This is a genomic window from Occultella glacieicola (genome assembly GCF_004353825.1).
Classification (GTDB): Bacteria; Actinomycetota; Actinomycetes; order Actinomycetales; family Beutenbergiaceae; genus Occultella; species Occultella glacieicola.
The window spans coordinates 89,361-111,691 of the sequence record NZ_SMNA01000001.1; the positions used below are offsets into that span (position 1 = coordinate 89,361).

General features: G+C 70.9%; 19 protein-coding genes and 1 tRNA gene. 12 read left to right on the top strand and 8 right to left on the bottom strand.

Going from position 1 to position 22,331, the window contains the following annotated elements; all coding sequences use genetic code 11:
- Positions 1-102: 102 nt before the first annotated feature.
- Positions 103-1,263: a GntR family transcriptional regulator gene (locus EXU48_RS00440; protein ID WP_133105621.1), complete on the bottom strand. Its 1,161-nt coding sequence runs from the start codon at positions 1,261-1,263 to the stop codon at positions 103-105.
- Positions 1,264-1,452: 189 nt separating this feature from the next.
- On the opposite strand from EXU48_RS00440, the gene dgoD reads away from it, so the two are divergent.
- From dgoD to EXU48_RS00455, 3 genes are all read left to right on the top strand, one after another.
- Entirely contained in the window at positions 1,453-2,589 is a 1,137-nt protein-coding gene (gene dgoD / locus EXU48_RS00445; RefSeq protein WP_133105622.1) for a galactonate dehydratase, read from the top strand.
- A 4-nt stretch (positions 2,590-2,593) separates the two neighbouring features.
- Positions 2,594-4,198, top strand: a complete 1,605-nt coding sequence (locus EXU48_RS00450) for an FAD-dependent oxidoreductase (RefSeq protein ID WP_133105623.1) — start codon at positions 2,594-2,596, stop codon at positions 4,196-4,198.
- A gap of 250 nt (positions 4,199-4,448) precedes the next feature.
- Positions 4,449-6,827 carry an Ig-like domain-containing protein gene (locus tag EXU48_RS00455; RefSeq protein WP_133105624.1) on the top strand — a complete coding sequence of 793 codons (2,379 nt, stop codon included), beginning with the start codon at positions 4,449-4,451 and terminating at the stop codon, positions 6,825-6,827.
- A 316-nt stretch (positions 6,828-7,143) separates the two neighbouring features.
- Here the strand turns inward: EXU48_RS00455 and EXU48_RS00460 are convergent, their stop codons facing one another.
- The gene (locus EXU48_RS00460) at positions 7,144-8,301 is read right to left on the bottom strand and encodes an FAD-dependent oxidoreductase (protein WP_133105625.1); all 1,158 of its coding nucleotides are present in this window, start codon (positions 8,299-8,301) and stop codon (positions 7,144-7,146) included.
- 65 nt (positions 8,302-8,366) lie between these two features.
- Here EXU48_RS00460 and EXU48_RS00465 point away from each other — a divergent pair, with 65 nt between their 5' ends.
- Positions 8,367-8,969, top strand: a complete 603-nt coding sequence (locus EXU48_RS00465; protein ID WP_133105626.1) for a TetR/AcrR family transcriptional regulator — start codon at positions 8,367-8,369, stop codon at positions 8,967-8,969.
- A gap of 306 nt (positions 8,970-9,275) precedes the next feature.
- Here the strand turns inward: EXU48_RS00465 and EXU48_RS00470 are convergent.
- A tRNA-Leu gene (locus EXU48_RS00470) sits at positions 9,276-9,362 on the bottom strand.
- Positions 9,363-9,617: 255 nt separating this feature from the next.
- On the opposite strand from EXU48_RS00470, the gene EXU48_RS00475 reads away from it, so the two are divergent.
- Genes EXU48_RS00475 through pknB form a run of 7 tightly spaced genes read left to right on the top strand, consistent with a single transcriptional unit; the run spans position 9,618 to position 18,355 of the window.
- Positions 9,618-10,319, top strand: coding sequence for an FhaA domain-containing protein (locus EXU48_RS00475; RefSeq protein WP_133105627.1), 702 nt, complete (start codon positions 9,618-9,620; stop codon positions 10,317-10,319).
- Between the two features lie 9 nt (positions 10,320-10,328).
- Positions 10,329-10,817, top strand: coding sequence for an FHA domain-containing protein FhaB/FipA (locus tag EXU48_RS00480; protein WP_133105628.1), 489 nt, complete (start codon positions 10,329-10,331; stop codon positions 10,815-10,817).
- A 5-nt stretch (positions 10,818-10,822) separates the two neighbouring features.
- Positions 10,823-12,106: a PP2C family protein-serine/threonine phosphatase gene (locus EXU48_RS00485; RefSeq protein ID WP_133105629.1), complete on the top strand. Its 1,284-nt coding sequence runs from the start codon at positions 10,823-10,825 to the stop codon at positions 12,104-12,106.
- Positions 12,106-13,584, top strand: coding sequence for an FtsW/RodA/SpoVE family cell cycle protein (locus EXU48_RS00490; RefSeq protein WP_133105630.1), 1,479 nt, complete (start codon positions 12,106-12,108; stop codon positions 13,582-13,584). Before EXU48_RS00485 ends, EXU48_RS00490 begins: the two co-directional genes overlap by 1 nt.
- The gene (locus EXU48_RS00495) at positions 13,581-15,041 is read left to right on the top strand and encodes a peptidoglycan D,D-transpeptidase FtsI family protein (RefSeq protein WP_133105631.1); all 1,461 of its coding nucleotides are present in this window, start codon (positions 13,581-13,583) and stop codon (positions 15,039-15,041) included. Before EXU48_RS00490 ends, EXU48_RS00495 begins: the two co-directional genes overlap by 4 nt.
- A complete protein-coding gene (locus EXU48_RS24690; protein WP_207947562.1) occupies positions 15,038-16,522 on the top strand; it encodes a serine/threonine-protein kinase in 1,485 nt (494 codons plus the stop codon). The genes EXU48_RS00495 and EXU48_RS24690 overlap by 4 nt, the downstream gene beginning before the upstream one ends.
- A complete protein-coding gene (gene pknB / locus EXU48_RS00505) occupies positions 16,523-18,355 on the top strand; it encodes a Stk1 family PASTA domain-containing Ser/Thr kinase (protein WP_133105632.1) in 1,833 nt (610 codons plus the stop codon). It abuts the gene before it with no gap.
- An 18-nt stretch (positions 18,356-18,373) separates the two neighbouring features.
- On the opposite strand, the gene EXU48_RS00510 is transcribed toward pknB, so the two are convergent.
- The 4 genes from EXU48_RS00510 to EXU48_RS00520 are packed head-to-tail and all read right to left on the bottom strand — an operon-like array spanning position 18,374 to position 20,722.
- Complete coding sequence (locus EXU48_RS00510; protein ID WP_133105633.1) at positions 18,374-19,009, bottom strand: aminodeoxychorismate/anthranilate synthase component II; 636 nt, start codon at positions 19,007-19,009, stop codon at positions 18,374-18,376.
- Positions 19,009-19,170: a hypothetical protein gene (locus EXU48_RS24360; protein ID WP_165962633.1), complete on the bottom strand. Its 162-nt coding sequence runs from the start codon at positions 19,168-19,170 to the stop codon at positions 19,009-19,011. The genes EXU48_RS00510 and EXU48_RS24360 overlap by 1 nt, the downstream gene beginning before the upstream one ends.
- 2 nt (positions 19,171-19,172) lie before the next feature.
- Positions 19,173-19,940, bottom strand: a complete 768-nt coding sequence (locus EXU48_RS00515; protein WP_133105634.1) for a class E sortase — start codon at positions 19,938-19,940, stop codon at positions 19,173-19,175.
- Positions 19,937-20,722, bottom strand: a complete 786-nt coding sequence (locus tag EXU48_RS00520; protein ID WP_133105635.1) for a DUF881 domain-containing protein — start codon at positions 20,720-20,722, stop codon at positions 19,937-19,939. Before EXU48_RS00520 ends, EXU48_RS00515 begins: the two co-directional genes overlap by 4 nt.
- Before the next feature lie 64 nt (positions 20,723-20,786).
- Between EXU48_RS00520 and EXU48_RS00525 the strand changes: the two genes are divergently transcribed.
- Complete coding sequence (locus EXU48_RS00525; protein WP_133105636.1) at positions 20,787-21,032, top strand: cell division protein CrgA; 246 nt, start codon at positions 20,787-20,789, stop codon at positions 21,030-21,032.
- A gap of 528 nt (positions 21,033-21,560) precedes the next feature.
- Here the strand turns inward: EXU48_RS00525 and EXU48_RS00530 are convergent.
- Positions 21,561-22,250, bottom strand: coding sequence for a rhomboid family intramembrane serine protease (locus EXU48_RS00530; protein WP_328591614.1), 690 nt, complete (start codon positions 22,248-22,250; stop codon positions 21,561-21,563).
- Positions 22,251-22,331: the final 81 nt, after the last annotated feature.

The following is a 22,331-nucleotide window of genomic DNA, read 5'->3' on the forward strand; positions in this document are numbered from 1 at the left end:
ACGGTGCCCGAACTGCCGGTGACGCGTGCAACCGAGGGACAACGCGGATCGGACGGCGACGCCCATCCTGCCCATGACCGATTAACGTGTCAATAGACTCCGTCAGATCGGGCCGGGCGCCTGCGAGCGGACCACCCGTAGGTGGCCGGTCGAGGAGTCCCGGACCCGGACGCCGACCGGCAGCACGACATGCTCCACGTCCCCGGCGTCCGGCTCGGCGATGCGGCGCGCAAGGATCGTCATCGCCTGGCGCCCCATCTCCTCCGACGGCAGGATCGCCGAGACGAGCGTAAGCGGCGGCAGGTCCAGCGGTCCGCCGTCATCCATCCCGGCCAACTCGATCTCGTCCGGGATCTCCACCCCGAGCGCGGCCAGGTCGTGCACCGCACTGGCGAGCACGTACCCGTTCGCGCACATGATCGCCGTCGGTGGTTCCGGCAGGGCCAGCAGTTCGCGGACCGTCTCGATCCGGGAGCCGGAGGGCGAGCCGAGGTAGGGACGCAGGACCGAGAACTCACGGCGTTGCCGGATCCCGTGCTGTTGCAACGCCTGCAGGTGCCCGGCGAGACGATCCCGAACGCTCGTCGAGTCGGTCTCCTCCCACAGGACCGCGATCCGCGTGTGGCCGGCGGCGATCAGGTGCTCGGTGAGCTGGAAACCGACGGCGAAGTTGTCCGCCACGACCGCGTCGGCGACGACGTCCTGGCGGTATCGGTCGACCATCACCATCGGGACGCCCCGGCGGCGCATCCCCTCCAGTGCCGGTAGCGGCGCTCGACCCTCCACGGGATAGAGCACCACACCGGCGGCACCGCCGCGTGCCGCCCGCAGCAGCGCCCGCTCCTCGAGATCGGGATCGCCCTTGGTGTCCGAGAGGAACATCCGATAGCCGAGCTCCGCGCAGACCGACTCGACACCGCGGATCAGGCGAGCGGCATGCGGGCTCCGGTCGTGCAGCAGCGACAGCACACACATGATCGAGGCGTCCGCGCCGTCCGCGCCGTCCTTGGTCGGCCGGGCCGTCCTCGGACCCTCGGCGACGAACGTCCCCTTGCCGCGTCGGCGCACGAGCAGTCCGTCGACGACGAGATCGTTCAGTGCCTTGACGGCGGTCGTGTTGCTGACGCCGAACCGCTCGCGGAGCTCTCGCTGGGTGATGAACGGTTCACCGGGCGTGTACTCGCCGGCCGCGATGGCGCGGAGCAGTTCGGACTTCACGTTCTGATACAGCGGGACCCGCGGATCCCCATTCCGTTCACTCACCTGCCACCTCCCGCTGGACGGCCGTGCGACGACCTGATCTCACCCTGGCACCCATTGACATGTCAAAAGGGCTAAAGTTAGTGTAAACGAGCCCGTGGATCCGGGTGCCTCGAACGAGGCGGACCACCTCGCCAGCGTCGGCGCCACCAGCCGCGCCGCCCTCACCATGCACTCAAGGAGCCCGAAAGCATGCGGATCGTGGACATCGAGACGTTCCAGGTCCCACCCCGCTGGCTGTTCGTTCGGTTGGCCACCGACGAGGGCGTGGTCGGGTGGGGCGAGCCGATCGTCGAGGGTCGCGCCGAGGCCGTGCAGGCAGGCGTCGACATCCTCGCCGAGTACCTGATCGGCAAGGACCCGCTGCGGATCGCCGACCACTGGCAGGTGATGTCCAAGTCCGGCTTCTACCGCGGTGGCCCGGTGCTGTCCTCGGCGGTGGCCGGCCTCGACCAGGCGTTGTGGGACATCGCCGGCAAGGCCCGCGGCGTGCCCGTGCACGAACTGCTCGGTGGCCCGGTCAGGGACCGGGTGCGGGTCTACACCGCGGCTCACGGTGACACCCCCGCCGACGTGGCCGACCATGCGGCCCGGCTCGTCGCCGACGGGTTCACCGCCGTGAAGGTCACCCCGACCGGCAGGCTGGGCTTCCTTGACGACCGCGCCGCCATCCGCGGCATGCACGAACTCCTCGACCCGCTCCGGGACGCGCTCGGGGATGCCGACCTCGCCATGGACCTGCACGGCCGGTTCTCCCTGCCGATGGCCCGGCGGGTGCTGCCGCTGCTCGCCGAGTACCTCCCGTTGTTCATCGAGGAACCGGTGCTACCCGAGTACACGGTTCACCTCGGCCGACTCACGGCCGCCACCAGCGCGCCGATCGCGACCGGGGAGCGGCTGTACTCGGTCGGGGAGTTCCGTCTGGCGTTGGACGCCGGCATCTCGGTCGCCCAGCCGGACCTGTCGCACGCGGGTGGGATCAGCGAGACGATGCGGATCGCGGCCCTGGCCTCCGCCTACGACGTCGCGCTCGCACCGCACTGCCCGCTCGGCCCGATCGCGCTCGCGTCGTGCCTGCAGATCGGCTTCACGGTGCCGAACTACCTGATCCAGGAACTGCCGTTCAGCACTTACGACGACGCCGGCGACGCCCCGTACCTCACCGACCCCGGGCCGTTGAGGATCAACTCCGGCCACATCGAACGACTCACCGGCCCGGGCCTGGGCATCGACATCGACGAGGCCGCGGTCCGCGCGGCCGCGGCCCAGCCGCACCGGTGGCGACCACCGCTGTGGCGACACGACGACGGCTCCTTCGCGGAGTGGTGACGGCGTGGTCGACGCACGAGAGCTCGACACCGACATCCTCGTCGTCGGCGGCGGCATCGGCGGGGTCGCCGCCGCGCTGACCGGCGCCCGCCTGCGCCGACGGGTCGTCCTGACCGAGCCGACCGACTGGCTGGGTGGCCAGCTCACCAGCCAGGCCGTGCCACCGGACGAGAACCGCTGGATCGACACCGAGCACACGGCCGCCGGATACACGCGCCTACGGGAGGCCATCCGCGGCTACTACCGGCGTGGCTACCCCCTGACTCCGGAGGCGGCTGCGAACCCGACCCTCAATCCCGGGCTCGGTTTCGTGAGCCGGCTCTGCCATGAACCGCGCGCGGCGCTCGCGGCGATCGATGAGCTGCTGGCCCCGTGGCGCTCCTCCGGCCGGCTCACGGTCCTGACCGAGCACGAACCGATCGCGGCCGAGACGACCGGCGACCGCATCGACGCCGTCACGCTGCGCGGACCTGCAGGCGACGTCACGATCACCGCCTCCTACGTGCTGGATGCCAGCGAACTCGGTGATGTGCTCGCGCTGGCCGGGGTCGAGCACGTCATCGGGGCCGAGGGCCAGGACACCACCGGAGAGCTCCACGCGCCCGCGAGCGCCGACCCGCTCGATCAGCAGGCGATCTCGTGGTGCTTCGCCGTGGACTACCACCCGGGCGAGGACCACACGATCTCCCGACCGGCCGGCTACGACCACTGGCGCTCGGCCGTGCCGGAGTTCTGGCCCGGCCCGCAGTTGTCCTGGACCGACGTCGATCCGATCACGCTCGAACAGCGCAGCCGCCCGATCTTCCTCGGCGAGCCGGACAGCGCCCGGGAGCCGGACCTGTGGCACTACCGCCGGATCCTCGCGCGCCGCCAGTTCACGCCGGGCGCCTTCGACAGCGACATCAGCCTCGTGAACTGGCCGCAGGTCGACTACTGGGACGGGCCTCTGCTCGGCGTCGACGAGACGGCACGGGCAGCAGCCCTCGCCGGCGCACGCGACCTATCCCTGTCCTTCCTGTACTGGATGCAGACCGAGGCACCACGGCACGACGGGGACGGGCAGGGCTATTCGGGCCTGCGCCTGCGCGGGGACGTCCTCGGCACCCTCGACGGGCTCGCCAAGGCTCCCTACATCCGGGAGTCACGCCGCATCCGGGCCGAGTTCACGATCCTCGAGCAGCACGTCGGAGTCGATGCCCGCCGACCTGGCGCCGGCAGCGAGGTCTTCCCCGACAGCGTCGGCATCGGCCACTACCGCATCGACCTGCACCCGAGCACGGCCGGCCGCACCTACGTGGACATCGAGTCCTACCCGTTCCAGATCCCCCTCGGTGCACTCATCCCGATACGCGTCGACAACCTGCTCGCGGCGGGCAAGACGCTCGGTGCCACCCACATCACCAACGGCTGCTACCGACTGCACCCTGTCGAGTGGTCCGTCGGTGAGGCGGCCGGCGCCCTGGCGGCCTTCTGCCTCGAGCGCGACGTCCCGCCCAGCAAGGTCCGGGCCGATGGCACCCACGTCGGCGACTACCAGAGGCTGCTCGCCGACACGCTCGGCGTCACGCTCGCCTGGCCGGACGAGATCCGCACCTACCGCGCTACCTGAGCGACCGGACGCGTCGGTCGGCGAGCACCGCGGACGTGGGCAGACCGCGATCCCGGAGTCGTCCTGAGACGACGGCGCCCTCTCCGTGCGCCGTCCCACACTCTGGGAGGATTTGGGCAACCCATTGCATTCATAGCCATGCGGGCCTAATTTTCTATGCACCGAGATCGAGAGGCGACGGGGCGCCCGACCGGTGCGCCGTCTCCAGCCAGAGCACAGTCACCGCGCGATGCCGCGCACAGGAGGCCGCATGTCCGCACGATCCGAGCACGTCGACCATGCCCGAGACGGTCTAGACCGCCGTCACTTCGTCCTCGGCGGGGCCGTGCTCACGGGCACGGCGCTCGCCGGCCTGCACGCGCTCCGTCCGGCGGCGGCCGCACCACCGTCCGGACCACGGCCGGCGATGCCGCCGCAGCCGGATGCGGTCGTGGGCAACACGGTGCCGGCCTTTCCCGGCTGCGAGGGAGCCGGCAAGTTCACCACCGGCGGTCGCGGCCACGAGGTCGTCGAGGTCACCTCGCTCGACGACTCCGGGCCGGGAACTCTGCGCGAGGCGCTCGAGGCCGGCGACCGCACCATCGTGTTCGGCGTCGGTGGAACGATCTCGCTGGAGTCCGGTCTCACCGTGACCGGTGGCAACACCACGATCGCCGGCCAGACCGCGCCCGGCGGCGGCATCGCCATCATCGGCAACGAGTTCAAGATCGATGCCGACAACGTGATCGTGCGCTACCTCCGTGTCCGCGCCGGCGACGGCGCCAACCCGGGCGGCATCGACACCTTCAACGGACGCGGGCGGCGCAACATCGTCGTCGACCACTGTTCGGTCGGCTGGGGTATCGACGAGTGCCTGTCGCTTTACGGCAACTACGACGTCACCGTGAGCAACTGCATCATCCACGAGGGCCTGGCGATGTCCACCCACCTCAAGGGGTTGCACGGGTACGGCGGGCTCTGGGGCGGTGAGAACATCACCTATCACAACAACCTGCTCGTCCATCAGGGTGGCCGCAACCCGCGCTTCAGCTTCACCGAGGACATGGAGATGCGCGTCGACCACCGCAACAACGTCGTGTACAACCACGGCTTCAGCTCGCTCTACGGGGCCGAGTGGTGTGAGGGGATCAACGTCGTCGGGAACTACTACAAGCCCGGTCCGGACACCTTGGGCAGCATCGAACGCCACATCATCGAGCCCTACCGCGGCGGCAGTTGGTACGTGGCGGGCAATGCGGTCGAAGGTCACCCCGACGTCACCGAGGACAACACCCTCGGCATCTCCTACCAGGTGGTCGGGCAGGCGGCGGATCCGTCGCTGACCCCCCAGGTCGGCGGAATCGTCAACGTGCCGGGTGGCGGCATCAACCTGCTCGACGCACCCGCGACGATCTCCTACCCCCTGACGGAGACGCTCTCGGCCGAGGATGCCTACGAGGCCGTGCTGGCCGGCGTCGGTGCGAGTCTGCCCTTCTACGACTCCGTCGACGCGCGGCTCCTCCACGAGGTCCGCACCGGCACCGGGCGGCTGATCAACTCCCAGAACGAGGTCGGCGGCTACCCGGTGCTCGACGGCGGCGACCCGCCCCTCGACAGCGACCAGGACGGCATCCCGGACGACTGGGAGAACGCGCAGGGTCTCGATCCCGACGACCCGGCCGACGGCGCCGCGATCGGCAGTGATGGCTACAGCAACCTCGAGCGGTACCTCAACTCGATCACCAGCGAGATCGACGGCTACCCGTCGGTCGCCGTGACCAGCCCCGAGCCCAACCTGGTCACCTCGGCCGGGCGCGCCACCCAGTCGCTCCGGGTGTTCGCCGAGGCGACCACCGTCGAGGGCGCGACGATCACCGCGGTGGAGTTCTACTCGAACGGGGAGAAGATCGGTGAAGCCACCCGGGCGCCCTACCGGGTCACCTGGGACGCCCCGGTCGGGACCTGGTACCTCTCGGCACGGGTGATCGACAGCCGCGGCGTCAAGGTCCACTCGACCGCCGTACCGATCCACGTCAACCAGACCTCGGGGACCGGCGACTGGACCTCGGGCGACGTCGGAGCGGTGCCGCTGGTCGGCTCGGCGTACCGCGACCCCACCTCCGGCGACATCACGATCACGGGCTCCGGCAAGGTACGCGGCCGGACCGACGCGTTCCAGTTCCTGTACCAGGAGCTCCGGGCCAGACCCGATGACACGGTCGAGATCATGGGCCGGATCGACTCGGTGAGCCGTCCGTGGGACGGCATCTTCGCCGGCTTCATGTTCCGGGAGACCCTGGACGAGGACTCACGCTACTTCGCCGGCGGTCTCCAGGTCGCTCGTGACGGGCTCAAGGGGCACGTCACCCGGATCCAGTCGCACGGGCCCGGTCCCAGCATCGGCTCCTACCCCTACGAGGAGGACGAGGTGCTCGACGTCGAGCCGCAGTGGATCCGGCTGGTCAAGCGCGGCCTCGAGTTCGAGGCCTTCCTGAGCCCGGACTCCCTCCAGTGGACCCGGATCGGGTACGAACGGATCCCGATGCGGAACCGGATCTTCGTCGGCATGGTGATCGACGCCAACCAGCAGGACAACGCGATCGCCAACTACGCCACCGGGACGTTCCACAACGTGCGGGTCAGCAGCTAGCACTCGACGCGAGCGGCGCCGTTCTCGTGGGAAGGCACCCACGAGGACGGCGCGTCGTCGGAGTCGCTCGACCACCGTGATGCTCGTGCTGAGCCTCGTGGCGCCCATCCGGGGCTGGACCAGGCGACACGTGAGGGCGCGTTGCCCAGGACCCCGGACGGTAGGTCCCTGGGTTGGTTCGCGCCGGAGTTCGGACGGTAGGGGAGACTGCAGGGGATCAGGGTGTCGGTGAGGTGGCGATCGCCTCCCCTGGGTCCTACGCAAGGACCCGGCTCGGCGACGTCGGCCCGACTGCCTGGTTGCCGAGGTCGACCCGTCAGGCCGGCGGGTTCCAGCCCATGACGGCGTCGGCGCCCCGTGAGATCGCGCTCGTGGGAGTCCTTCGGAACAGCGCGTTGCGAACGCCCTGGAACCGCGGACCGAGGTGGGAGCCGACCCGGGCCGTGACGAGCGCGGTGCGGGAGATCGCACGGCAGCGTGGCCGCCGCTGCGAGTCGTAGTCCGCGAGGGCCGCGGCCAACGGACGCCCCGCTACGACCGGGGCACCGACCAGCCTGGCGACGCTGATGCCGTCCTCCAGAGCGGTGGCAGCGCCCTGCCCGACGGTCGGGAGGCCACCGTGGGCGGCGTCTCCGGTGGCGGCGACCCGGCCGATGACGTAGCGGGGCATACCTCCTGGCAGGTGCAGGACGTCGTGACGCATCACCGCCCCCGGGTCCGTCTGCTCGATCATGTCGACGACCTCGGGCGCCCAGTCGGCGAACCGGTCCCGGGCCGCCGCATGCTCGTCCGGCAGCCGGACCCCCTCGGGCATCTTCACGTACCCGTACCAGTAGGTCTGATCCGGTCCGACCGGCATCGCCCCGAACTCCGCGTGCGGCCCCCAGTACTGACGCAGCACGGCCGGCCGCAGCGCCAGCGGTGTCACAGCCCGCCAGCTGGAGTAGCCCGAGTAGACCGCTCGCGCGGACGGCGTCAGCGCGGTGCGCACGGCGCTCCGGACGCCGTCGGCGGCCACCACGAGATCTGCCGCATGCTGGGCGCCCGTCGTGAGCACCACGGCCTGCTCGCCGTCGGGTGATCCGGGGCGTGCGCCGGTGACCGTGATGCCTGTGACGAGGTCGACGCCCAGGTCGCGGACGCGCTGCAGCAGTGCCGAGTGCAGCCTGGCGCGGTGCACGCCTCGCATCGCGACGGCGTCGACGTCGTCCGCGATCGGACGAATCGGGCGACCGTGCAGGTCATATACGCCGCCCGCACGCGTCGGCACCCCGAGCGCCTCGATCGCGGAATCGTCGAACCCGAGTCCACGCAGCGCGGCGACGCCGTTGCGCGCGAGCGCGACGCCGGCGCCGACCTCGCCGAGCTCGGTGGCCTGCTCGAGCACGGTGACCTGCCAGCCCGCCTGCGCCAGGCCCAGGGCCGAGGCCAGGCCTGCGATGCCGCCTCCGGCCACCACTGCTGTCGATTCCATCGTCACTCCCGTCGAGCCCTATTCCACAACGTTTGTTGTGGCACACATGTTGTCATACTGGGCGAATGCCCCGCACCAACCCCCAACGACGCGACGCCCTCGCCGACGCCGCCATTGCGATCACGGCGCTCGCCGGTGTCGGAGGGGTCACGCACCGCGCCGTCGATCGCGCGGCCCAGGTGCCGATCGGCACCACCGCGAACTACTTTCCCAGCCGTGACGAGCTGCTCAGCGCTGCAGCTCGCCGCGTCGCCGACGTCCACCTCGCCGAGTCGGCGGCCGCGACCGCCGCGGGCGCTGCGGGCGCTGCGAAGCAGGGCGGTGACGTGTCCGGCCACCTGACCGAACTGCTGACGGTCTCGCTCGTCGAGGCGGCCACCACGCAGCGGGCCCGCTACCTCGCGATCTATGAGTTGCAACTGGAGGCCCAACGGCGACCAGCGCTGGCCGCCGCGCTCGCCAGGCTGTCCGAGGCCGCCGAGGCGCAGACCCAGGCGATGCACCTGGCCCTCCGGGACGCCGGCGCCCCGCCCGGCGCGGTGCCGCTGCTGATCACGCTGTACGGTGGCGCACTGTTCATGCTGGTGACCGGGCCCGGCCCCGTCGACACCGCCGCGGTCCGACGCCTGGTCGAGGCGATGGTCGCCGGCGCACGCAGCACCGGCTGACCGGAGCCGCAGACCGCCACCTGTGGCGCCGGTAGGAGTTGCGCCCGGCGGCGGCAGCGACTCGAGCACGGCTTGCGTGAGATGAGCACCCCTCGCCCGATCCGCACCGACGGAAGGCTTCCACCGGCGCATGCTCGCCGGAGACCGCGATAGTCGATCACCTAGGAGACCGGCCACTTCGGCAGGGCTGTCGTGGAGGCACGGGCCGTCGTCGTCGAGCGCACGCACCGCGCGTCCATAGGCGCATGGAGACAGAACGAGACCGGCGGGACCCCTACGTTTCGTTGGGATCCCGCCGGTCTCTGCTGGTGCGCGAGGGGGGAGTTGAACCCCCACGCCCTTTCGGGCACACGGACCTGAACCGTGCGCGTCTGCCTATTCCGCCACTCGCGCGCGCCGCTACTCTCGGTGGCACGCCACCTCGATCAGCGTTCCGTAGATTATCACGATGCCCGGGTGTCTCCGGCCACCCGGAACCCCCCGCGCGGGCACGCCTTACCCCGTCAGGTCCCCATGACGTTTACGATCTGGGGTAACAGTGGGCGTTCGCCCGCATCCACGCTGCGCCCGAGGACGGTGCACGGTGGGTGTGGGTGAGCAACCACACAGTGGGCCGCCGGCCCACCGACAACTGGGAGGAGGTGCGCCATGGGAGTGCTGGACCGTTTCGAGAAGGGTGTGGAACGGGTCGTCAACAACGCGTTCGCGAAGGCGTTCCGGTCCGAGCTGAAGCCGGTGGAGATCGCCAGCGCCATCCGCCGGGACATGGACGACCGCACCGCCGCACTGTCCCGCGGCCGCACCGTGGTCCCGAACACGTTCGTGGTGGAGCTCTCGCCGAAGGACTACGAGCAGGTTCTGGACTGGGGCGAGGAGGCGATGGCGGACGAGATGATCGCCGCGGCCACCGACCACGCGAAGAGCCAGAACTACGTGTTCGTCGGTCCGGTGGAGGTCGAGTTCGACCAGTCCGAGGACCTCGAGCCGGGCCGCTTCAAGGTCCGCTCCAGTTCCCGGCGGGGCGCCGTCGCACCGGCCACGTCCACGGCGACCGCACGGCACCCGATCGTGGACATCGACGGCCAGCGCTACCTGCTGACCGGCCCGGTGACCGTGATCGGCCGCGGCTCCGAGGCGGACATCATCGTGGACGACTCCGGGGTGTCCCGGCGCCACCTGGAGATCCGGATCACCCCGGACGGCGTGATCGCGACCGACCTCGGCTCCACGAACGGCACGTTCGTCGAGGGCCACCAGGTGGCCGCCGCCACCCTGGTGGACGGCAACACGCTCACGATCGGCCGCACCCGCATCCTGTTCTGGACCGGCGCCGACGGCGACGGCCGCTGAGGCCCCCTGGTGAGCGAACTGATCGTCACCCTGTTGCGGGTGGGCTACCTCGTGGTGCTCTGGCTGCTGGTCCTCTCCGCGGTGTCGGTCCTGCGGCGGGACATCTTCGGCACCCGGGTGATCGCGCGTGGCTCGGTCCTGACCGGCTCGCGCCGGTCCGGGCCCGACGGCGGAGCGAACCAACGCGGTGCGCGCACCTCTCGTGGGGCACCGACAAGCATCCGCGTGACCGCGGGGCCGTTGCGGGGCACCACGCTCAAGTTGGGCCAATCGTCGGTCCTGATCGGCCGGGCGCCGTCGGCCACCCTCGTCCTCGACGACGACTACGCCTCGAACCGGCACGCCCGGATCTTCCCCGAGGACGGTCAGTGGTTCGTCGAGGACCTCGAGTCCCGCAACGGCACGTACCTCGGTGCGCACCGCGTCAACGGCCCGACCCCGGTCACGATCGGCACGCCGATCCGGATCGGCCAGACCGTCATCGAACTGCACCGGTAGGCCACGTGACCCTGACCCTCAAGTACGTCGCCCGCTCCGACGTGGGCCTGGTCCGCTCCGTGAACCAGGACTCCGGGTACGCCGGCCCGCACCTGCTGGTGCTCGCCGACGGCATGGGCGGGCCGGCCGGGGGTGACATCGCCTCCTCCGTCGCGGTGGCACACCTCGCTCCGCTCGACGGGGAGGCCCACGGCGGCGACGACCTGGTCGACCAGCTCCGCCGGGCCGTCGGCGCCGCGCACACCGACCTCGTCGAGTACTCCGACGCCAAGCCCGAGCTCGCCGGGCTCGGCACCACCGTGATCGCGCTGCTGCGCTCGGGACGCAAGCTCGGCATGGTGCACGTCGGAGACTCCCGCGCGTACCTGCTCCGCGACGGCGAGCTCATCCAGATCACCGCCGACCACACGTTCGTGCAGCACCTCGTGGACCTCGGCCAGCTCAGCCCGGAGGAGGCCGAGCACCACCCGCACCGGTCGGTGCTGCTGCGGGTCCTCGGTGACGACGCCGCCGACGTGGAACTCGACGAGTCCGTACGTGAGGCCCGCGCCGGCGATCGCTGGCTGCTCTGCTCGGACGGCCTGTCCTCCTACGTCTCGGCCGAGACGATCACCGAGACCGTCACCGCGCTGACCGACCTCGGCGAGTGCGCCGACGCCCTGATCGACCTGGCCCTGCGCGCCGGCGGGCAGGACAACATCACCATCGTGCTCGCGGACGTCGTCGAGACGGACGAACTACCCGAGACCACGCCGATGATCGTGGGAGCGGCCGCCGTCGACCGCTCGAAGCCGACCCGGGGCGGCGACAGCGCCGCCGCCCGGGCCGCCGCGCTCACCCGCACCACGGGCCGGCCGGCCCGGGTCGGCGAGCGCCCGGACTCCCCGGCGGACGCCGAGCGGTACCTCGACGACGATGACGACGACGGACGGGCGGCCGAGGAGGCCGCGCTCGCCCTCGAACCCCCGCGCCGACGTGCGCTGCGGCTGGGGATCGGGATCCTGGTCTCGCTGGCGCTGATCGCGGGTGCCCTGACCCTCGGCTACCGGTGGACCCAGACCCAGTACTTCGTGGCGCCGGACGGCGACCACGTCGCGATCTACCAGGGCATCCCGCAGTCCCTGGGACCGTTGGACCTGTCCCACCTGCACGAGACCACGACGATCGCGCTCGAGGACCTGCCCGCCTTCGCCAGGACCCACGTCGAGGACGTGATCGCGGCGACCTCCCTGGCCGACGCCCAGGCGGTCGTCGAGGACCTGCGGTCCCAGTCGACCGGGGAACCCTGATGGCCACCGTCGCCCCGAGCAGGGTCCGCACCGGGCGCGGCGTGGAGATCGGCCTGCTGCTCCTCGCCCTGACCCTGGGCATCGGCGCCTACGCCCTGGTCGGCCTCGCCACCGGCGACGCCCTGCCGCCCGGCTTCGGAGGCTACGCGGCCACCCTGGCCGGGATCGCCGTCGGGCTCCACCTGATCCTGCGCTGGCGCGCACCCTACGCCGACCCGCTCATCCTGCCGATCGTGATGGCCCTGAACGGCATCGGGCTGGCGATGATCCATCGGATCGACCTGCGCCTGGACGCCCGCGGCCTGACCGCGGGCTTCGGCGACCGCCAAGAGCTCTGGACGATCATCGGCGCCGCCTGCGCCGCCGTCGTCCTCATCCTTCTCCGCGATCACCGCACGCTGCGCCGCTACACCTACACCGCGATGGTCATCGGCCTGGTGCTGCTGGTCCTGCCGATGCTCCCGGGCCTCGGTGTGAACATCAACGGGGCCCAGGTCTGGGTCCGCGTCGGGCCGTTCTCGGTGCAGCCGGCCGAGTTCGCGAAGATCGCGCTGGCCGTGTTCTTCGCCGGGTACCTGGTCACCCACCGGGACGTGCTCACGCTCGCCGGGCCGAAGATCCTCGGACTCCAGCTGCCCCGGCTGCGCGACTTCGGCCCGATCGTGCTCGCCTGGGCGGTCAGCATCCTGGTGCTGGTGCGCCAGACCGACCTCGGCAGTTCGCTGCTGTTCTTCGGGCTGTTCGTCGCGATGCTGTACGTGGCCACGGAACGGTGGAGCTGGATCCTGATCGGGTTGCTGATGTTCGCGGCCGGCGCGGTGCTCGCGGCCAACATCTTCGGGCACGTCGGCGCGCGCGTGGACGTGTGGCTGAACGCCCTCGACCCGGAGATCTACAACCGGGATCCCGGCGGCTCGGGGCAAGTCGTCCGCGGCCTGTTCGGGATGGCCAGCGGCGGGCTGTTCGGCACCGGCTGGGGCGAGGGCTACCCGGACCTGGTGCCGTACGCGAACTCCGACTTCATCATGGCCTCGCTCGGCGAGGAGCTCGGCCTGACCGGCGTGATGGCGATCCTGATGCTATACCTGATCCTGATCGAGCGCGGCATCCGGACCGGCATCGGCCTGCGCGACGGGTTCGGCAAGCTCCTCGCCTCCGGGCTGTCGTTCGTGATCGCCCTGCAGTGCTTCGTCGTGGTCGGCGGGGTGACCAGACTGATCCCGCTCACCGGGCTGACCATGCCGTTCCTGGCCAGCGGCGGCTCCTCGCTGGTGGCCAACTGGATCGTGGTCGGCCTGCTGCTGCGGATGTCCGACGCCGCCCGCCGGCCCGCCGGCGAGGGTGGCGGCGGCGTGATCTCGACCGAGACCGCCCTCGAGGTGGTCCCGGACGAGGAGGCCCCGGCCGCCGACGACCTCGACGACACCGGTGTGATCCCCACCGACGACCAGCACACCGAGGTGGTGGAACGCCCATGAACGCCCCCCTGCGCAAGCTCAGCATCGTGATCGTGGTGATGTTCTTCGCCCTCATGGGCGGCGCGACCTGGGTCCAGTTCTTCCAGGCGAACTCGCTCAACAACGACGCCCGCAACGTACGCACCCTGTACCGCGACTACGGTCACGACCGCGGCCCGATCGTGGTCGCCGGCAGCCCGGTCGCCTCCTCGGTGCCCGTCGACGACGCCTTCGGCTTCCAGCGCACCTACGCGAACGGGCCGCTGTACGCGCCGGTCACCGGCTACTACGGCATGTACAGCCTGAGCGGGATGGAGCAGGCCGCGAACACGGTCCTGAACGGCACCGACGACTCGCTGCTGCTGGCCCGGATCCGGGCCCTTTTCACAGGCGCCGAGCAGCAGGGCGGCACCGTGGAGCTGACCCTCGACCCGGCGGCGCAGCAGGCCGCCTGGGACGCCCTGGGCGACAACACCGGCGCCGTGGTCGCCATGGACCCGAACACCGGGGCGATCCTGGCCATGGTCTCCAAACCGACGTATGACCCGAACGTCCTCGCCGGGCACGTCTCGGAGGAGGTGACCGCGGCGTATGCCGACCTGGTCGCGGACCCGTCGAACCCGCTGTTCAACCGCACCATCGGGGGGGATCTCTACGCGCCCGGGTCCACCTTCAAGCTCATCGACGTGGCGATGGCGCTGGAGTCGGGCGAGTACACGCCGGACTCGCAGGTGCCGGCGCCCACGGAGTTCCTGCTGCCGGGCACCGAGGACACCTACATCCAGAACCCGGGCGGCGGTCCGTGCACGAACGAGGACACGGTCACCCTCACCTACGCCCTCCAGGTCTCCTGCAACACCCCGTTCGCGGCGCTCGGGGTCGAGTTCGGGGCGGACGCGCTGACCGAGCAGACCCAGGCGTTCGGCTTCGACCGGAACCTCGAGATCCCGCTGAACGTGACGCCGTCGACGATCGGGGAGGATCTGGACCCGGCACAGACCGCGATGACGGCGATCGGCCAGTACAACACCCGGGTCACCCCCCTGCAGATGGCGATGGTCTCGGCGGCGGTCGCGAACGACGGCGTGATCATGGAGCCGTACCTGGTGGCGGCCGAGCGCGGCCCGAACCTGCAGCTGACCTACTCGGCGTCACCGCGGGAGTGGGCCACCCCGATGTCGGCCACCACGGCCGCGCAGATGACGGACATGATGGTCAACGTCGTCGAGAACGGGACCGGGTCCCCGGCCCGGATCAGCGGGGTCCAGGTGGCCGGCAAGACCGGCACCGCCGAGACCGGGCTGACCGACGACGTGGCCCCGGACGCGTGGTTCACGTCCTTCGCCCCCGCCGACGACCCGCAGGTCGCGGTCGCCGTGGTCGTGGAGGACGGCGGCGCCCTCGGTGACGAGGCCACCGGCGCCCAGGTGGCCGCACCGATCGCCCGTGCCGTGATCGAGGCGGTGCTCGGCGGATGATCCCCGCGGCCGGTCTGGTCCTCGGTGACCGCTACGAGTTGGAGTCCCGGATCGCCATCGGCGGCATGGGTGAGGTGTGGATCGCACTCGATCGGCACCTGCGGCGCCGGGTCGCCGCGAAGGTCCTGCGCGCGGAGTTCACCGGGGAGAAGACTTTCCTGGACCGGCTGCGCGCCGAGGCCCGGAACTCGGCGGCGCTCTCGCACCAGAACATCGCCGCCATGTACGACTACGGCGAGGGTGACGGGTCCGGGTACCTGATCATGGAGCTCGTGCACGGGGAACCGTTGGCCGAGCTGCTGGAGCGCGAGCGCCACCTCGAACCGGCCCAGCTGCTGCCGATCCTGGCCCAGACGGCGCGCGCCCTGCACACCGCGCACATGGCCGGCGTGGTGCACCGGGACGTCAAGCCGTCCAACATCCTGATCACCCCCGACGGGTACGTGAAGATCACCGACTTCGGGATCTCCCTCGGCTCCAACCAGGCACCGATGACCGCGGCCGGGATGGTCATGGGCACTGCCCAGTACCTGCCCCCCGAGCAGGCCATGGGCCGCGCCGCCACCGGAGCCGGGGACATCTACGCACTCGGCGTGGTCGCCTACGAGGCCCTGGTCGGCAAGCGCCCGTTCACCGGTGGCTCGCAGGTCGACATCGCGTTCGCGCACGTCAAGCAGCCGGTACCGGAGCTCCCGGAGACGATCGACGCGCGGGTGCGCGACATCGTGATGGCCATGCTCGAGAAGGATCCCGAGCGGCGCCCACGCAGCGCCGCCTCGTTGGCGCGTTCGCTCGAGGAGCTCGCCGCCCAGCTCGACGTCACCATCGAGCCGGCCGCCGAGCGGCCCGCCACCCAGATCACCGAGCCCGACGGCGATCGGGCACCTCGGTCCGGTGCCCTCACCCAGGTCTGGTTCGCCGAGGAGGGCCGCACCGGCGGCCGCCATGACCATGGCGGCGACGGCGACCATCCCGGCGGTGGCCACGATGACCGTGACGGCGACAGCGGCGACGGCGACTCCCTGGACCGGGACGACGACTCCGGCGACGAGGAGAACCCCGACGGTGCGCCCAGCGCCACGGTGACCCGCCCACGCTGGCGCCCCCTGTCCGAGACGGACCCGAATGCGCCCACCACCCCCCGCGGCCCACTGCCGGCGATCTCGGGAGGCGCACCGGCCGCCGTCGACGGCCCCCTGCCCAGCCGCCGCGCGCTCCGCGCGGAACCCGCGTCGCGACCCGGCATCGGTGCGCACCGGGAGCACCCGGTGGCCATACACGCGGCCGACGGCCTGTTCGCCCGGGCCCGCGCGGGATGGTGGTGGGCGGCCGGAATCGTGGCCGTGGCGGCGGTCCTGACGGTGATCGCGTTATGGCTCGGTAGGCTATGGGACGTTGACGCGTCCCTGGCGGTCGTGTCCCCCCTGCTTGCGGGCGCAGCGCACCGACCAGTCCCAGACGAGAGAGTGAAGGAACGCTAAGTGGTAGACGACGTTCCCCGAGTGCTGGCCGGACGCTACGAGATCGGCGAACTTATCGGTCGCGGCGGCATGGCCGAGGTGCACATCGGGCGTGACAACCGGCTCGGTCGCTCGGTCGCGATCAAGATGCTGCGCCCGGACCTCGCCCGCGACCCGAGCTTCCACGCCCGGTTCCGCCGCGAGGCCCAGGCCGCCGCGTCGCTCAACCACCCGGCGATTGTCTCCGTCTATGACACCGGTGAGGACCTCAGCAGCGGGATCGACGGCGCCGAGGTGCGGATCCCGTTCATCGTGATGGAGTACGTCGAAGGTCACACCGTCCGCGACCTGCTCCGCGACGGTTCCGCGCTGCCCATCGACGAGGCGATCGAGATCACGCAGGGCGTGCTGTCCGCGCTCGAGTACTCCCACCACGCCGGCATCGTGCACCGCGACATCAAGCCCGCGAACGTGATGCTGACGCCCACCGGTGCCGTGAAGGTGATGGACTTCGGCATCGCCCGCGCGATGGCGGACTCGGCCGCGACGATGACCCAGACCCACGCCGTCGTCGGGACCGCGCAGTACCTCTCCCCGGAGCAGGCCCGCGGCGAAGTCGTCGACGCCCGCTCGGACCTGTACTCGACCGGATGTCTCCTCTTCGAGCTCCTCACCGGCCGGCCGCCGTTCATCGGTGACTCCGCCGTGGCGGTCGCCTACCAGCACGTCAGCGAGGAGCCGCCGAGGCCGAGCACGTTCGCGCCGGACGTGCCCGAGTCGCTCGACCGGATCACGATGCTCGCGCTCGCGAAGGACCGGGACGAGCGCTACTCGAGCGCCGCGCAGTTCCGGGGCGACCTCGAGGCCGCCGCCCGGCAGGAGGCGATCAGCGCCCCGCCCCTCGGCGCGGTGTCGGCCGCGGCCGCGACGGGCGCGACCCAGGTCCTCGGCGGCGCGGCCATCGCCGAGCCGACGGCGGCGGCCGAACCGGAGCCGGAGGACGAGCCGAAGAGCAACAAGACGCTGATCTGGATCCTCGCCGTCGTCGGCGTCGCAGCCCTGATCGGCATCATCCTGCTCGCCCTGAACCGGCCGGAGGAACCGGTCGAGCCGACCACGGTGATGGTCCCCGACCTGACCTCGATGACCCAGGAGCAGGCGCGCACGGCGCTCGCCGACACGGTGGCCACCGAGGACGGCCCCGGCCTGGAACTGGTCCTCGGTGACCCGGTCACGGACCCGGAGATCCCCGAGGGTGAGGCGGTGTCCTGGAACCCGACCACCGGCGCCGAGGTCGAGGCGGGCTCCCCGGTCACCGTGGTGTTCTCCTCCGGGCCGGGCGAGTTCGAGATCCCGGACGTGTCCGGGCTGAGCCAGGACCGGGCCCGCCAGGAACTGATCGACGCCGGTTTCAGCGGCGCGAACATCCGCACCACCACCGAGAACAGCCCGGACTTCGGCGCCGACGAGGCGATCCGCACCGAGCCGGAGGCCGGCACCATGGCCAACCCGGAGGACGCGATCACGATCGTCCTCGCCACCGGGAACGTGGACCTGCCGTCGCTCGTGGGTCAGGACCTCGAGGCGGCGCAGAACACCATCACCGAACTGGGCCTCAGCTCCCGGGTCACCAACCAGGAGGACCCGGGTCCGCCCGGTGTGGTCCTCAACCAGGACCGTGAGGGCTCCGTGCCGCAGGGCACCGTGGTGGAGCTGATCGTGTCGATCCCGGAGCCGACCCAGGAGCCGACGACCGACCCGCCCACCACGGACCCCACGACCGACCCGACCACGGAACCAACCACGGAACCGACGCCGGATCCGGGCGGCGAGGAGCCGCCCGAGGGGCCGTAGGGTTCGTACGCCGGGGCGTCAGTGCGGCGTCACGAGCGGGGCCAGCCCGGCGCTGCGGGCGACGGCCTCGCCGTCCCCGGCGAGCGCGAGCCAGTTCGCGAGCAGCCGGTGCCCACCCTCGGTGAGAACCGACTCCGGGTGGAACTGCACCCCGTGCAGCGGCAGGCTCCGGTGCTCCAGCCCCATCACGATGCCGTTCGCCGTGTGCCCGGTGACCCGGAGCACGTCGGGCACGGTGTCCGCCTGGACGGCGAGGGAGTGGTAGCGGGTCGCGGTGAACGGTGACGGGAGCGACGCGAAGACACCGGTGCCGTCGTGCTCCACCTCCGAGGTCTTGCCGTGCATGAGCTCCGGCGAGTGGTTGACCACCCCGCCGAAGACCTCACCGAGGGCCTGGTGGCCGAGGCACACGCCGAGCATCGGCACCTCCTGCTCCGCACACCGCTCGATGATCGCCGTGCTCTCGCCCGCCTCCTTCGGGGTGCCCGGGCCGGGTGAGACGAGCACGCCGTCGTAGCCGGCCAACGGTTCCGCGCCGCCGAGCGACTCGTCGTCGTTGCGGACCACGGTGGTCTGCGCCCCGAGTTGCTGCAGGTAGCCGACGATCGTGTAGACGAAGCTGTCGTAGTTGTCGATGACGAGGATGCGACTCATCAACCCTCTCCCACGGTCTGGTCGTTGAACGGCATGTACGGGGCCACAGCGGGGAAGACCCACAGGAACAGCGCGGCCACCACAGCCCCGATGAGCACCGCGGACTGGATGACGCGGGCCCACGTCGGCCCCGGCAGGTGGGTGAAGATCCAGCCGTACATCGCTAGGACCCCTCCGGTAGCAGGGCGGCCGGCAGGCCGTCGGTGAGCGGGATCCAGTGATCCAGGTGCGCGTGCACGATATACCGCTCCCGGGTCGACCAGAGCGGGTGGCAGGTGGTCAGGGTCAGCATCTCCTCGGTGGCGACCGCCTCGGGGTCGCCGGGCACCGGGGCGATGACCTCGACCTCGCTGGGTCGGACCACCTCGCTGGTGGTGACCTCGTAGACGTACCAGGCCTGCGCGGTCCTCACGATGATCTCGTCGCCGGCCGCGAGGGTGTCGATCGAGTAGAACGGCTTGCCGTAGGTCTGGCGGTGTCCGGCCACGGAGAAGTTCCCGACCTGCCCGACCTGCGCGGTCTCCGGGTAGTGGCCCACCCGGCCCGCGTCCAGCACCGTCGGGCGGTCGACGCCCTCCGCGATCGGTTGCGCGTAGTCGGTGCCCCAGTCCGGGACGTACAGCGTCGCGAACACCTCGGCCGCGGCCGCGGCCACTTCGACGGGGGGGGTGTCCGTGCGGGGCGTGCCGGCCACCTCGGGTACGGGCGGAAGAGACTCCTCGAGCTCGGCGACGGCACTGGCGGCCTGCTGCTCGCCCTCGACGTCGGTCCACCACAACTGCCAGACGACGAACAGTCCGAGCAGCACCCCGGCCGTGATCAGAAGTTCGCCGACGCCCCCGAGGATCCTCGAACCCACCGGGGCGCGCCGCCGGCCCGGTGGCGGTGCGGCCTCGTCGGCCGTGGACGTCGACGGCGGGGCGCTGGTCACTGCGGCCCGTTCGGGTCGGTGCTGGGCACCTCGAGGCTGATCGGGTCGCCACCTGGGACCCGGGCGTACCGGGTGCTCAGATTGCCCTCGTCACCCGGGGCCTCGATCTCGTCCTCGACGGTCATGGACCAGCCGAGCGCCACGGCATCCACGTACTGCCGGTAGATGCCGACGGCCGAGGAGTCGTCGAGGGCGGACTCCAGTTCGTCGGAGTCCCCGATGGCGGCGATCCGGTAGGGCGGGGAGTATGTGTAGCCGTCGAGGAGGAGGACGTTGCCGACGCACCGGATCGAGGTGGTCGCGGTGACCCGGTGGCCCTGCACGGTCATGGCCTCGGCGCCACCGGCCCAGAAGGCGTTGATCACGGCCTCCAGGTCCTGCTGGTGCACCACCAGGTCATCGGGACTGAACCCCTCCGGGACGTCCTGGACGAGCGGGGAGTCCCACAGCGACACCTCCACGCCTGGCCCCGTGACGGCGAGGCGGCCGGCCGCGAGGGCCACCGAGTCGCTCGCGGCCACCTCCGGCATCGCGGCCGACTGCTCACTCAGGAGTGCGTCGACCTCGGCGCGCAGCTGCGTCACCGCGGCGTTCGTCTCCTGCAGCCGGGCCTCCTCGTCCTGTACCAGCTCCGGGAGGTTCTGCGGCTGGCGCTCGGTGTCCTGAGCGAACACTGACGCGCTCGTGGCGAACATCAGGCCAGCGAGGACCCCCACCAGGCCGACTCCGATCGACCGTCCGCGCAGGCGTGACATGCGCGGCGGGCGGTCGGGAGTCCTCATGTGTTCGATTGTAGGTGGCCCACCGCATTAGGATTGGCGGGAGTTCACCACCCGAGGAGTCACCATGCCCGAGTCCAGGTCCCGCAAGAAGCCGGCCTACACCCCACCGCCGGCCTCGAGCGCGGTGAAGCCGAACCCCCGCTGGTGGGCGCCCACGATGGTGACCCTGCTCATCGTCGGCCTCGTGTACGTGGTGGTCACGTACCTGATGGAGTCGGCCGGCCCGATCCCGGGCATCGGTGCCTGGAACCTCGGCATCGGCTTCGCGATCATGATGATCGGGTTCGTGATGACGATGCGCTGGCGCTGAACCGCGCCCCACACTCCCCTCCGAGGCCGTCCCCCCGATACCGGGTGGGACGGCCTTCGCCGTTTCCCGGCCTCGCAGATGGCCCGTTATCCCCAGGTGTGCACACAGCTGTGGAGAACTACAGCCGTGTCATTTCCACACCTGTGGAGTCACCTGTGGATACTTACACCGATGTAGTTCCACAGGTGTGAACAACCCTGTGGACGCACGTTCGACGCCCGATGCCGGCCCACCTCGCCGCCCGAGAGTGCCGAAGTGGCGACCACCACAGCACCCTCACCCCAGCCGAGCGGCACCCCACCACCCACCAGCTGCCGAGAGTGCCGAAATGGCAACCACAACAGCACCCTCACCACAGCCGAGCGACATCCCTCCCACCCGGCACCACCGCGGGACGGGAGGTCACTTCGTAACGCTTCAAAGCGGCGTTGAAACCGTTGGAAGGTCGACCTCGGGTCGCCGCGAGAAGGGATGGCAGGGGCGGCGGGGCGGCCCCGGGCGGGAGGCCTGGACGTCAGACGGCTGGGATCAGGCGTAGACGGCCATGGTGATCCCGATCAGGATCGCCGCGACCAGGGCGACGCCGGCGATGGCGCCGCGGGTTCGTTCCTTCTTCGGCAGGTAGGCGAAGAGCGCGCCGAGAGCCGCGCCGGTGAGCAGCCCGCCGAGGTGCGCCTGCCAGGAGATCCCCGGGATCACGAACCCGATCACCACATTGATCGCGATGACGACCAGGATCTGCCGGGCCTCTCGGCCGGTCCGGCGCAGCACCACCGCGATCGCCGCGAACAACCCGAACACGGCACCGGACGCCCCGACCGTCGGGATGTTCCAGACCTGATCGCCGGCCAGCGCGATCACCGCCACGCTGCCACCGAAGGCGCTGAGCAGATACAGCGCGATGAAGCGCCACCGGCCCAGCATCTGTTCCAGGAACGGACCGACGATCCACAGGGCGTACATGTTGAAGAGCAGGTGCACGATCCCCGCGTGCAGGAACGCGGTGGTGATCATCCGGTACGGCTCGACCTCGCCGAGCACCGGCGCGAAGATCAGCCTCATCCGCAGCGTCGGACTCACGTAGTCCGCGACGAACAGCACGACGCAGATCGCGATGATCGTGATCGTGACGACAGGCCGGTTGTCGGGGCCCACCCGGGCACCGAGCACCGTGGTCCGCGGTCGGACCGCGCGCGCCTCCTCGCGCACGCAGTCCACGCAGTGCACACCGACCGCTGCGGGCCGCTGGCACTCCGGGCAGGCCGGGCGCCCGCACCGCTGACACCGAACGTAGGCGAC